The organism is Neorhizobium populisoli, assembly GCF_019430945.1.
GTDB lineage: Bacteria > Pseudomonadota > Alphaproteobacteria > Rhizobiales > Rhizobiaceae > Neorhizobium > Neorhizobium populisoli.
In genome coordinates, this window is sequence record NZ_JAHYCB010000004.1 from 371,527 (window position 1) to 384,363 (window position 12,837).

The 12,837-nt window shown below is 61.0% G+C and carries 11 protein-coding genes; 4 read left to right on the forward strand and 7 right to left on the reverse strand.

Annotated elements, in window-relative coordinates:
• The first annotated feature begins 119 nt into the window (after window positions 1-119).
• Both KX729_RS12860 and KX729_RS12865 read left to right on the forward strand, forming a co-directional pair.
• Window positions 120-728 carry a DUF2026 family protein gene (locus KX729_RS12860; RefSeq protein WP_219742859.1) on the forward strand — a complete coding sequence of 203 codons (609 nt, stop codon included), beginning with the start codon at window positions 120-122 and terminating at the stop codon, window positions 726-728.
• 245 nt (window positions 729-973) lie between these two features.
• Window positions 974-2,020 (forward strand): aldo/keto reductase, encoded by a 1,047-nt coding sequence (locus tag KX729_RS12865; protein ID WP_219742860.1) that lies wholly within the window; start codon window positions 974-976, stop codon window positions 2,018-2,020.
• 75 nt (window positions 2,021-2,095) lie between these two features.
• On the opposite strand, the gene KX729_RS12870 is transcribed toward KX729_RS12865, so the two are convergent.
• Window positions 2,096-2,800: a GntR family transcriptional regulator gene (locus tag KX729_RS12870; protein WP_219742861.1), complete on the reverse strand. Its 705-nt coding sequence runs from the start codon at window positions 2,798-2,800 to the stop codon at window positions 2,096-2,098.
• Window positions 2,801-2,956: 156 nt separating this feature from the next.
• Between KX729_RS12870 and KX729_RS12875 the strand changes: the two genes are divergently transcribed.
• Window positions 2,957-4,075 carry a mandelate racemase/muconate lactonizing enzyme family protein gene (locus KX729_RS12875; protein WP_219742862.1) on the forward strand — a complete coding sequence of 373 codons (1,119 nt, stop codon included), beginning with the start codon at window positions 2,957-2,959 and terminating at the stop codon, window positions 4,073-4,075.
• 49 nt (window positions 4,076-4,124) lie between these two features.
• On the opposite strand, the gene KX729_RS12880 is transcribed toward KX729_RS12875, so the two are convergent.
• The 6 genes from KX729_RS12880 to KX729_RS12905 all read right to left on the reverse strand — a co-directional run bounded on the left by KX729_RS12880 (window position 4,125) and on the right by KX729_RS12905 (window position 11,422).
• The gene (locus KX729_RS12880) at window positions 4,125-5,231 is read right to left on the reverse strand and encodes an LLM class flavin-dependent oxidoreductase (protein ID WP_219742863.1); all 1,107 of its coding nucleotides are present in this window, start codon (window positions 5,229-5,231) and stop codon (window positions 4,125-4,127) included.
• Window positions 5,232-5,293: 62 nt separating this feature from the next.
• On the reverse strand, window positions 5,294-6,670 hold the full coding sequence (locus KX729_RS12885; RefSeq protein ID WP_219742864.1) for an LLM class flavin-dependent oxidoreductase: 1,377 nt from the start codon (window positions 6,668-6,670) through the stop codon (window positions 5,294-5,296).
• 63 nt (window positions 6,671-6,733) lie between these two features.
• Window positions 6,734-7,471: an ABC transporter ATP-binding protein gene (locus tag KX729_RS12890; RefSeq protein WP_219742865.1), complete on the reverse strand. Its 738-nt coding sequence runs from the start codon at window positions 7,469-7,471 to the stop codon at window positions 6,734-6,736.
• Window positions 7,447-8,328 (reverse strand): ABC transporter permease, encoded by an 882-nt coding sequence (locus tag KX729_RS12895; RefSeq protein WP_219742866.1) that lies wholly within the window; start codon window positions 8,326-8,328, stop codon window positions 7,447-7,449. The genes KX729_RS12890 and KX729_RS12895 overlap by 25 nt, the downstream gene beginning before the upstream one ends.
• Before the next feature lie 33 nt (window positions 8,329-8,361).
• Window positions 8,362-9,387 (reverse strand): ABC transporter substrate-binding protein, encoded by a 1,026-nt coding sequence (locus tag KX729_RS12900; protein WP_219742867.1) that lies wholly within the window; start codon window positions 9,385-9,387, stop codon window positions 8,362-8,364.
• Between the two features lie 160 nt (window positions 9,388-9,547).
• Entirely contained in the window at window positions 9,548-11,422 is a 1,875-nt protein-coding gene (locus KX729_RS12905) for a PBP1A family penicillin-binding protein (protein WP_246617592.1), read from the reverse strand.
• A 503-nt stretch (window positions 11,423-11,925) separates the two neighbouring features.
• On the opposite strand from KX729_RS12905, the gene KX729_RS12910 reads away from it, so the two are divergent.
• A complete protein-coding gene (locus KX729_RS12910) occupies window positions 11,926-12,585 on the forward strand; it encodes a hypothetical protein (RefSeq protein WP_219742868.1) in 660 nt (219 codons plus the stop codon).
• Window positions 12,586-12,837 lie beyond the last annotated feature (252 nt).

Genomic DNA, 12,837 nt, shown 5'->3' on the forward strand with positions numbered 1-12,837 from the left:
AAGGATTTTGGCCTCAAGCGGCCTGCACGTCACAGCATGGGCAAACCGCACGCTTCTCGTTTACATCGCTTAAGGCCTGGCCTAGTGGTGACCAGAATCTTTGAGATTGAGGCAGAACCATGTTGATCAAGCAGACCGACTATCATCGTATCTACCGGGTCATCCACAGCCTGCTGGTCAACGAGAACGCAAATCCCGCAACCGCCTCGATGTATTTCAGCACGTTCGGGGCCTTCATCCTCAAGCAGCACTACAAGCTCGATGCGATACCCAAAGGTGGCCTGGCGGCTTATAATCTCGGTGGCAAGGTGATGCTGTTTGCCGACCATCGCGAGGACGGCTACGTGACCGGCGCCGGCGAGAACTTCCATTGCTGGGTCGAGGCAAACGGTTGGGCGATCGATTTTATGGCGCCGGCTTTTTCGGAAAGCGCAAAGGAGCTTTCCCTGCCGTCGAAGATGTTCCAGCGGCCGCTTTCGTCGATGGCACCCTCTATCAATGATCTCAACGGTTCCGGGGACTTCTTCTATCAGTCCGAACCGGAAGCGACCGCCCGCCGTTTTGCCGACTGGCACAAACAGGCGATGATTGGCGATCTGGCGACGGTTGCGGCCCAGTGGTTTCGCAAATCGCCGAAACAGATGCCCGCCTCGCTATCCGCTCAGGGCCGAGGTGGAGAGCTTAAAAGCATTCCGCTGACCGGCAACCCGCTCAGCGGCTCCTGGTAAGGCGGCCGCTCGGCTTGTGCGACGTTACCCTGCGGCAGTGGCGTCGATCGGTGGAAAGGTTTTTCGCAATGAAGTGGCAGGCGGGTCTGGTCTGTCTTTTCAAGGCGGTTCGGTGCTGATCTATTCCTGCAGCCGGTTTGGACGTGATGAGCGGCCTATAAGCTTCGCCGTCTCGCCTGATCCGCGTTCCCAATTCCGAGGCCGCAACTCGCGGCCGTCCACCCTGCAGGTCATGGAGAAATCGAATGGTTGAGTACCGCTATCTGGGGCGCAGTGCGCTCAAAGTATCGCCGATCACGTTGGGCGCCATGATGTTCGGCGAGCAGACGCCGGACGACGTGGCCTTCCGCATCATCGACAAGGCACGCGAGCAGGGGATCAATTTCATCGACACGGCCGATGTCTACAACGGTGGCGAATCGGAAAGAGTGGTCGGCCGCGGCATCAAGGCCGATCGCGATGATTGGGTCGTGGCGACGAAGTTCGTCAATTTCCACAAGGGCGGCCCCAATCTTGGCGGTTATTCCCGCAAGTGGGTCTATCAGACGGTCGAGAATTCGCTGCGTAATCTGGGCACGGATTACATCGATATCCTTTATCTCCATAAGGCCGTTTTCGATGCTCCGCTGGAGGAGCCGCTGCGCGCCATTGCCGATCTGATCAAGGCCGGCAAGCTTCGCTATTTCGGCGTTTCCAATTTCCGCGGCTGGCGGATCGCGGAGGTCTCGCATCTCGCCGACCAGCTTGGCATCGACCGGCCAGTCGCCAGCCAGCCGCTTTACAATATCGTCAACCGCACCGCCGAAGCCGAACAGCTGCCGGCGGCAGCTGCCTATGGTCTCGGTGTAGTGTCCTACAGCCCGCTGGCGCGCGGCGTGCTGACCGGCAAATACAATATCGGCGAGGCGCCGGCTGCCGATACCCGCGCAGGGCGTGGCGACAAGCGCATCCATGACGTGGAATTCCGCGAGGAATCGATTGCGATTGCCAAGCAGATCGCCGAGCACGCTCGCGCCAAGGGCATCTCGCCTGCGGATTTCGCGATGGCCTGGGTGCTCAACAATCAGTTGATCACCTCGGCAATCGCCGGTCCGCGGACCGAAGAGCAGTGGAACAGCTATCTTGGTGCGCTTGATGTGAAGCTCGATGCCGAAGACGAGGCGCTGATCAACCGGCTTGTCTCCGCCGGTCACCCCTCCACCCCCGGCTTTACCGACCCGGGCCATCCTGTCGAGGGCCGGGTACCTGTCGGCGCTCCAGTGCAGGGCGGTCTTCCGTTCGCCCGGTCGTGATCTGACAGGTGAGGCGGCCCGGAGAAAATCCGGGCCTATCGGTCTTGGTGCGGCGATGTTCCTATCAGGACGATGCTATGGCTTGATCGAACCCCGACGATCGCCCGGTTCGGTGGCGGTTTGGGCAAGCTGCTTCACTTGGCGGAGCGTATTGCGGCGGCTCTGTTCGAGATGTTTCAGCAAGGCTTCGACGATCCGGGCTTTTTCGCCGGCGATGATCGCGTCGAGAATGTCCTGATGCTCGGCGACCGAGCGGCCGTATTCGCCGGGTATCGAAACAAAAAGCGTATGCGTCTGGCTGACGATGCGCGCATGAACCTCGGCAATCGTTCGAATTCCCGCTGCGGCTACCAGCGTGCTGTGAAAGGCGCGGTCGTGGACGAGCGCCTGCGCAAGGTCATCGAGCGACGTACCGTCCGCATAACGACGGTGATTTTCCAGACTGTCTTTCAGACGCACCTGCAATTCGGCATCCAGCTTTCCCGCTTCGAAAGCCGCCTCGACGGCACCTTTCTCGATCAGCATGCGGGCCGCATAAAGCTCCTCGACATCGTCTTCGTTGAAGCTCCTTACGACCATGCCGCGGCGTGCCGATGTCACCAGTAGCCCATCCGCTTCCAGCCGCAGGCACGCGTCCTTGACCGGGGTCGGGCTGATGCCGAGATCGGCCGCAAGCTCGTTGGGCAGCAGACGCGTACCGCCCGGCAGCCGGCCGGTGACAATCCGTGATCGCAGTTCCTGATAAGCTTGTTCCGCCAATGTCGTTTTGATCAGGGTCATGAGCAACCATTGTCCCGCATCGCACAGTGACGCAATAAGAAAATAAAAAATTTTTTATTTTATGCGGAGGATTTTCGCGCTACATCGAAGAAGGCTGGACGTCGGAGGGGCGGCCGGCGCCAATTTCGATGCGTCCTTGGGAGGTCCAGTTCCGCCATGAAAATCGCTTCCGTCCACCCGTTCATCCTGCATCTGCCGCTCACGTCGGATTCGATTTCCGACTCCACTCACAGCATCACCCACTGGGGCGTAGTTGGCGCGAAGATCGTCACCACCGATGGGCTGGAGGGCTATGGTTTCACTGGCACGCATGCGCATCTGCCGTCCGATCGGCTGATCACCTCCTGCATCAGCGATTGTTATGCACCCTTGCTGATTGGCGAAGACGCATCAGACCATCAGCGTCTTTGGACCAAACTTGCTCGATATCCGTCGCTGCAATGGGTCGGTCGCGCCGGTATCACGCATCTGGCGCTGGCGGCGGTGGATGTGGCGCTTTGGGACCTTGCGGCGAAAAGAGCCGGCGTGCCGCTTTGGGCTCATCTCGGTGGCGCCCGCACGAATGCGCTGGAAGCCTATAATACCGATATCGGCTGGCTCTCCTTCGGCCTGGACGCCCTGTTGAAGGGGTCAATGAAGGCGGTAGAGGAAGACGGGTTCACCCGCCTAAAGATCAAGGTCGGTCATGACGATCCGAATATCGATGTCGAGCGGCTGGCGGCATTGCGCAAGCGTGTCGGCTCGAAAATCCGCATCGCCATCGACGGCAACGGCAAATGGGACCTGCCCACCTGCCAGCGTTTTTGCGCGCTTGCCCGCGATCTCGATATCTACTGGTTCGAGGAGCCGATGTGGTACGACGACGTGACGAGCCACGCCAAGCTTGCCCGCAACACGTCGATCCCGATTGCGCTCGGCGAACAGCTCTATACGGTCGATGCCTTCCGCGCCTTCCTGGATGCGGGCGCGGTGGCCTATGTCCAGCCTGATGTGACGCGGCTTGGCGGGGTGACGGAATATATCCAGGTCGCTGATCTGGCGCTGGCCCACCGCCTGCCGGTCGTGCCGCATGCCGGCGAGATGAGCCAGGTGCATGTGCATATGAGCTACTGGCATCCGGCCTCGGCGATCCTCGAGTATATTCCGTGGATCAAGGACCATTTCGAAGAGCCGGCCAATGTCGTCGACGGTATTTTCAACCGGCCGCAGCAGCCGGGCGCCAGCACGACGCCGCTTGCGGCAAGCATGGAACGGTTCGGTAAAACCCTGCGCTGAGATAGCCCGATGGATGCAGGCCTCGCCCTGCATCCATCGGAGCGTAGAGTTAGGCGCTCCTGGCGAGCCTTTCGCTGCGGATCGCCTGCGGGCGCAGTAGCGGAAGGAGCTGATCTCCCTGCCGTTTGATCTCGGAGAGATAGGGCGTATCGGACAGTACGAAATGGGTGATGCCGAGGTCCTGGTATTTCTTGAGCGACCGGGCAACATCATCCGCCGAACCCACGAGCCAAGTCGTACCGGCGCCACCGCCGCCGAATTTGCCCGGGGCGGTATAGAGATTGTCGTCGAGAACGTCGCCGCGCTCGGCAAGATCGAGCAGCCTTCGCTGGCCGACCGCAACCGGCCGCTTGTGATCGTCCCAGCCCTTGCCCGTGCTTTTCGCCATTTCCGCAACCTTAGCCTCTGCATCGGCCCAGGCTTCTTCGGTCGTGTCGCGGACGAGCGTCGTGATGCGCAGGCCGAATTCCAGCGGTGGCAAGTCGCGGTCCAGCGTGGTGCTCAGCGCGTTCAATCGTTCGATCCGCTCCCGGACGCCATCGAGCGGCTCGCCCCAGAAGAGCTGCACGTCGGCTTCGGTCGCCGAAACGCGCTCAGCGGCCTCCGACGCGCCGCCGAAATAGAAGCGCGGGTGCAACCGCTCGCCGCGAGCTTTCAGCCGCGGCACGACGGTGGAGCCCCGGACTTTGAAATGCTCGCCCTCAAAGGTGACGTTTTCCTCTGTCCAGAGCCTGCGGACAAGCCGCATGAACTCCTTGGTGCGGCCATAACGATGCGCCTGGTCACCTTCCTCGTCGCCATAGGCGGCGAGGTTGTCCTGTCCCGAGACGATATTGATCCGCACACGACCTTCGCTAAGATGGTCGAGCGTGGCAGCTGCCGAAGCGAAGTTGGCAGGCCGCCAGTAGCCGGGTCGAATGGCGATCAGCGGCTCGAATGTCGTGGTGCGGGCAGTCAGTGCGGCCGCGACCGTGAACGTATCGGGACGTCCCCAGCCGGTGCCGAGCAGGGCGCCATCCCAACCGTGCTTTTCGAGCGCCGTGGCGTGGCTGGTCAGCGTGTCCAGGCTGTTATGGCTATCGACGACATTGTCGCCGCGATGGCCAGCTTCGGCGTGGTTCGGAATGTACCAGAGAAATTCGGTATTCTTGCTCATGGTCGGGGACCTGATGTCTGATGTTCGGATTGTGAAATCGGAATGCGGGACCGTCGCCGGAATCAGCTGGCGGCGCGTGCTTCCTGTTGTTGGAGCGCTCGCAATACGAAGCCGTTGAGCGGGCGCTTGAGTCCGAGATTTTCCCGCAGCGTCGTGCCTTCGTATTCCTCGCGGAACAGACCACGCTTGCGCAGGATCGGCACGACCTGATCGACGAAATCGGTAAGGCCTGTCGGCAGGATCGGCGGCATGATGTTGAAGGCATCGGCGGCGCCGTTGTCGAACCATTCCTGCATGGCGTCGGCGATCTGCTCCGGTGTGCCGACGACCGTGCGGTGGCCTCGGGCGCCCGCAACCGCCAGATAGAACTGCCGGAGCGTCAGGTTGTTGCGCGACACGAGATCGGTGACGAGCTTCAGGCGGCTCTTGTTGAGTTCGGTATCCTGCGGCAGCGGCGGGGCCAGATCGTCCAGCGAATAGCCGGAAAGATCGACGCCCTTGTAGTGGCGAGACAGGATGTTCCAGGCGATGGACGGATGAACGAGCGACTGGATGTAGTCGTAGTTCTCCTGAGCCTCCTTCTCGGTGCCGCCAAGGACGGGGAAGATGCCGGGGCTGATCAGCAGTTCGTCCGGGGTGCGGCCGTAGCGGGCGAGCCTGCCCTTGACGTCGGAATAGAATTCCTGCGCATCCTCGAGTGTCTGGTTGGCGGTAAAGATCATCTCCGCCGTGCGGGCGGCAAGCTCGCGGCCCGGCTCAGAGGCACCAGCCTGCACGATGACCGGATAACCCTGCACCGGCCGACCGACATTCAGCGGACCGCTGACGGAGAAGAACTGACCCTTGTGATCGACCTGATGGACCTTATCCAGGTCGAGATAGACGCCGCTCTCCTTGTCATGGATGAAGGCATCGTCCTCGTAGCTGTCCCACAGGCCCTTGACGAGGTCGACGAATTCTTCCGCCCGGACATAACGGTCCGAATGGGCTGGATGGCCGGGAATGGAGAAGTTCTTCGAGACGTCCGCACCGGTCGTCACCACGTTCCAGGCGGCACGGCCCTTGGAGATGTAATCCAGCGAGGCGAATTTGCGGGCGAGCAGATACGGGTCTTCGTATGTGGTCGACGCGGTCGCGACGAAGCCGATATGGCTGGTCGTCTGCGACAGTGCCGCCCAAAGCGTCACAGGCTCGAAATGGGCACCTTGCGAGCTGCGCCGCAACGCTTCCGGATCCTTGGCCCGTTCCCAGCCGGCGGGACTGTCGGCGACGAAGACGAGATCGAACTTGCCGCGCTCGGCCGTCTGGGCGAGTTCGCGGTAGTGATCGATATTGAGGCCGGCATCGGCTTGTGAATCGGGATGGCGCCAGGCGGCCACGTGGTGGCCGGTCGCCATGATGAACGCGCCGAGCCGCATCTGTCTCTTTTGAGTGCTCATGGGTTTTGATCCGATTGAAGGTGGGGCCATGGTCCGCCGGCGCCGGAAAGCGCCGACGGAGTGTCAGGCAGCTTTGCGGCCGGGCAGATTGACGCCGAGGCTGCGCAACAGATGGCTGCGGAATTCCGCAAAACGCGGGTCGCCGTGATCGCGCGGCTCGGGCATGTCGATGCGGAGATCTTCCACGAAGCGGCCTTCGTCGAGAACCAGAATGCGGTCGGCGAGCGAGATCGCCTCATCGACGTCATGCGTGACGAGCAGGACCGCCGGCCGGTGCCGGGCGCAGAGTTCTCTCAGCAGTGCATGCATCTTGATCCGCGTCAGGGCGTCGAGAGCGCCGAAGGGCTCGTCGGCGAGAAGCAGAGCCGGTTCACGCACCAGCGAACGGGCAAGCGCCACGCGCTGTTGTTCACCGCCGGAAAGCTGGTTCGGCCATGCCGTCTCGCGGCCGGCGAGCCCGACTTCGGCAAGCGCTTTCCGGCCGGCATCCTGACCGTTGGCACCGGGCAGGCCGAGCGTGACGTTCTGGATGACTGTGCGCCAGGGCAAGAGCCGTGCATCCTGAAACACAACGGAGAGGTTTTCCGGTGTCTCAAGCGTACCGGTTCCTTCAACATCGTGGTCAAGGCCGGCCAGTGCGCGCAGGAAGGTGCTTTTGCCCGACCCACTCTTGCCGAGGAGAGCTACGAATTCGCCTTCTGCGATATCGAGATCGACGCCGTCGAGGATCGTCTTCGATTTGAAACCGCGGACGAGATTGCGGACGTGAACGGCGTTCAGTTGGCTAGCGTGCGGCGCCATGTGAGGACCCTCCGTTCGAGAAGACGGACGAGACCGTCCGAGACGAGACCAAGCAGGACGTAGACAACGAGGCCGACGAGAATGACGTCCGTTTGTCCGTAGGTGCGGGCGAGATCGATCATGTAGCCGAGGCCGCTCGTGGCGTTGATCTGCTCGACGACCACCAGCGAGACCCAGCACAGCGTCACGGCAAAGCGCAGGCCAAGAAGGAAGCCGGGCAGGGCGCCGGGCAGCACGACCTGCAAGATGAAATCTTTCTGGCTCATGCGCAGTGTTTCGGCGAGTTCTACATAACGGCTGTCGATGCTGCGCAGCGCATTATGGGTGTGGATATAGATCGGGATGATCACCGCGAGCACGATGGTCGTGACCTTCATGCCTTCTCCGATGCCGAACCAGAGGATCAGCAGCGGGATCAAAGCGAGCGTCGGAATGGCGCGCTTGATCTGGATCGGCCCATCGATCAGCGCCTCGCCGATGCGGGACAGTCCTGCGATGACGGCCAGCAGCGTGCCGATGACAAGGCCAATGCTCAGGCCGATCAGGGCGCGGGATGCCGAGGTGACGAAATTGTCCTGCAGGCGGCCCTGTTCGATCAGTCTTCCGAAGGCTTCGACGACCGTCCAGGGGGCGGACAGGATGCGCGGATCGATCAATCCGAGTGCCGAACCGCCGACCCACAGCAGGACCAGAAGTGCCGGCCCGATCTGCAATCCGAACGGAATGGCTGGTCCCGGCCCCAATCTGCGGCGCACGCGAGGCGCGCCGGTTTTCGTTGCGGGGAGGGCGACATGCGCGCTCTGGCGGCTGGATCGCCCGGTCGACTTGACCTCGGCTGCATCCCAAACGGTTGCCATGTTCAATTCTCCTGCTCTGAATGGGATAAGGATTTACTGGCTCTTGGCGAGCGCTGAGGCCGCGACTTTTTCGAAGCGGTCGTCGAAAATCTTGTCGACGCTATAGGTCTTGTAGCCGAGCTCCTGGGCCAGAAGATCGATCGTCTCCTGGTGACGCTTCTTCACCTCGGTCCAGCTGTCCGGAACGACCTGGGTGCCGGTGAGCTTGATCAGGTATTCTGCATCCTCGCGGCTCAGGCCCTGCTGGCCGATATAGTATTCCTTGATCCAGAGCTCCGGATTGTTGTCGACCCATTCGGTCGCGCGTGCCCAGAGCCGGACATATTCGGCAAGCGCTGCAGCTTTCGCCGGATCATCCAGTACCCATTGCGGTGCGTAGAGATGGCTGGGATCGTCCCGAAGGCCGTGTTCCACAAGGGTCGCGCCGTCAGGGCCATATTGGGCGACATAGCGACGGATGTTGACGCCACCGATCGGCGCGATATCGACCTGTTTGCTGGCAAGCGCCTTGGGATAGACGTCACCGGTGCTCGGAAGCTCGACCAGCGTCACGTCTTTCTTGCTCAGTCCGACCGCATGGAGTGCCCTGAGCACCAGCGTCCCCTGAGCCTGGCCGGGGCTGAAGGCGATGCGCTTGCCGCGGAAATCTGCGAGCGACTTGACGTTCGATCCCGGTGCCACGCCGAAGCGGTAGATCGGATTGGCGATCGGGTCGCGCCGTTCGCGATAGGCGATGTTGCGGACCGGCAGGTTGTTCCAGTTGGCGAAGATCGACGGAATTTCCGCTACCGAGCCGACATCAAGGGCACGGGCACGGAAGGCTTCGGATGTCTGCGGGCCGCCGCTGATATTGGCCCAGTTGACCTTGAAGGTCAGTTCCTTGTCGAGCCCGGAGAGTTCGAAAGCTTTCTGCGTTGTCGGGTCCCCGACCGTCAGAACCGTTCCCGCGGGAACCTTCGCAGCGAGGGGAGCTGTCGATTGGGCGCTGGCCATGCCGCTTGCCGCGCTGAGTGCCAGAGCGCCGAAAAGCGCAGTCCGTAATATCCTTGCCAATGTCATCTTCGGGCTTCTCCGTAAGAGGTTGTGGAGCGCGATAAGCGATGACAAGAGGTTGGGTTATTTTCTATCTTGTTTATAGACTATATAGTTTAATAATGCGAAGCGCGGCGAAAAATCGTTCCAAAGTGCGGGCAATCGGCGTCTGCGTCTTAACGCGGGACTATCTTTCGCAAAGACGGCGCTCGCCGCCATAGGGCTGATATGTGCAGTCCGAAGGGCGGAAGGAGCGGTAGGCGCGCGAGCAGGCGGTGATGTTGCAGGAAAGCGGCGCACCTTCCCCGCCGGCAATTGCGCCGGTGGAAGAGGGGGCGGTATCCGGCGTCGGCTCGGCCATCGCTTCGCGCATGAACTGCCGCCAGATATGTGCCGGCAGTTCTCCACCGGTCACGCCCTTCATCGGCGTATCGTCGTCGTTTCCAACCCATACGCCGGCGACGAGCGGTTCCGTAAAGCCGACGAACCAGGCATCGCGATTATTCTGGCTGGTGCCGGTCTTGCCCGCTGCAAACGCGCCGGGATCGGCCTCGCGACCGGTGCCGCGTTCGACGACAAGCTGCAGGAGGCCGAGAAGATCGGACTGATATTGGGAGAGGTCGACATTCGGCTGCGATTGAGACCCGACACGAAAGGCTTTCGGTTGGTCGGCTGCGTGAAAGTCGATAATGCCCCAGGGTTCGATCGGTGCCTTGCCGGCATGGACGGAGGCATAGGCCGAAGTCAGGTCGAGCAGATTGACCTCCGAGCTTCCCAACGCGACCGAGGGCGTGCTGGCCAGAGGCGCATTGATGCCGAGCTCTCTGGCTGCGGCGATCACGTTGTCGATGCCGACTTCCTGAGCCAGGGAAACCGTGGCTGCGTTGAGCGATCGGGCAAACGCTTCGGCAAGGGTTACCCAGCCGCGATAACCTCCGCCGGAATTTTCCGGTGACCAGCCATCGATCTCGATCGGCGCATCGAGGATGCGGTCGGAGAGCGTCAGGCCGGCCTTGAGCGCTGCGTAATAGACGAAAAGTTTAAAGGTCGAGCCTGGCTGGCGCATCGCGGTGACGGCTCGGTTGAACTGGCTCTGGCGATAATCGCGACCGCCAACCATGGCGACGACGGCGCCATCCGGTGTCATGGCGACCAGTGCTGCCTGCGACGCGCCAACCGACTTTCCTTCGCCGTCGAGCACATTCTTCACCACTCGCTCGGCAATCTGCTGCAGGCGAGGCACAAGCGTGGTGCGGACGGTCGTGGAGCCCGGCGAAGCCCCGGCAATCTCGCTCGCCTGCGGTGAAACCCAATCCGCGAACCAGCTTCCGGAGCGTGGCGTCGGCCTCGTGGGGTGAACCTTTGCGAAGCCCGCCTTGGCGTTTTCGGCTTCTTCCTTGGTGACCTTGTCGTTCGCCACCATCGTGTCGAGGACGACAGAGGTGCGCTGCCGCGCGCCTTCGAAATTGTCGATCGGGTTCCAGGCGCTCGGCGCTCGCAGAAGGCCGGCCAGCAGCGCAGATTCCGGCAGGTTGAGCGCGCCGATATCCTTGTTGAAATAGATACGTGCTGCGGCGGGCATGCCGGTCGCTCCGGCGCCGAGATACGCGCTGTTGAGATAACGCGCCAGAATTTCCTGTTTGCCGAGCTTCCATTCCAGCCAGAATGCAATCACGAATTCCTGGATTTTGCGCTTCAGCGTCCGGTCGCTGTCGAGATATTGCAGCTTGATAAGCTGTTGGGTGATGGTGCTGCCGCCCTGGACGACCGAACCGGCCTGGATATTGCGCAGCAGCGCACGGCCGATACCCTGAATATCGATGCCGTGATGCTCCATGAACCGCCGGTCCTCAATCGACAGGACGGCATCGATCAGGGTTTGCGGAAACTGGTCGTAAGTGGCGTAAGATCCCTGATAGGGACCCTGGCGAACCAGTGGAGCGCCATTTGCCGTTTCCAGCACGATGATGGGCTTCAAAGAACCGGCGGCGATATCGCGCCATGGAACATCCTTCAAAGCCCAGATTAAAACGCCCACGACGATGAGCGCACCCGCGAGCATGCTTGCGGCCAGCGCGCCGCGCCACGAACGTAGCCGAGGAGGTCTGACCCGCCGCAATCGCCCAAGGACCGAGCCGGCCATGGCCGAATACCTGGAGGTAGCGGTAGCGGGCCGGGGTTCCGCTGTCATTTCTCCAGGGGAGCGATCATCTGTGGCGTTGTTCCGGCGAAATCGAGCCTTGGCGGTCGCCGCAGCTGTTTCGCTCCAGGCGACGAGACGTTGCCAGGCCGCGCGGTAATCTTTGCCGAGCGCCACCAGCAATCCGGCCGCGGCAGTTCTGGTTTGGGAAAAGGAGTGCTTTTCGGCTTCGCTGCCGTCGGCGCCGGCATTCACGTCAGACGTGGAATTCGGTCGATCACCGGCATTCGTCGGCTGGTCTGGGCCAGCCGAAGCGTTGTCATCCGCTCGCTTGGAATTGTCTGCAGAAATGGCCGGTCTTCCGATTGAAATCTCTGAGAACAAGATAGCGCAAGACGGTGCGGGGGAAAGACGGAGGGACCGCGATGTTTCAAAAGATTCCAAGTTTTGAAAAAACTGCCATAGGATTACCGCATATGACGCCAGTAGCTGCGCTCACTGCAACACTTGCCCGGTGGCTGCCAACCTGTCTTGATTACGGAATAACGATGAAGCCGATCTTTCTAACCGTATTTCTGCTTGCATGCCCTCTGACCGCGGTGGCCGAAGATGCGCCGCCCCTGTCCGATACGTTCAAGGAATTCTGCCTTTCCAACGGGCCGCATTTCAACAAAACCGTGGACGCGGCGAAAGGCAGCGGATGGACGCCACTTGCGGCTGACATGGCTATGAGCTTCACGCCGATCTCCGACCCGATCGAAATCCAGGGCTGGCTGATCGGCGACGGTGAGGAGAGCCATTTCGAGGCTTTAGTCGGGTTCAGGGCAAAAGTTGCCGAAAAACCTGTCGAAGGGTGCACAGTTGCGATTTCGGGCGTCGATGGCAAAGCCGTCGAAAAGGCGATTGTCTCGACTGTCACAGCCAAATCGATCGGTGAGGAGCAGGGACAGGACACGACCTACAAGCGGTTTTCCACCACAATCGACGGACGGGAGGTTGCGCTTACCATTTCGATGCCGCGCTACCCGAACGGATCAGACCAGATTGTCATCAGCCTTGTGGCGGAAGAGATCATGGAAAACTGAGAGGTCATCTACCTGCTGCGATCAACTTTATAGCAGGCTGGAACAACCCGATGTGCCGCGGCATTGCCTCAAAAATCGGGAGGAAGCCATGGCACAGGATTGGCCGATGTTTATTATGCAGTCGATCGTTGTTTTCGGACTGGTTGGTACGTTGTTCATAAGGGCATGATGTGTCGGCCGCATCATATCCGGGATCTTTTCCATGACGGATGATCCTACTGTCCGACAATAAATTTGCCGCTTTAGCTATTT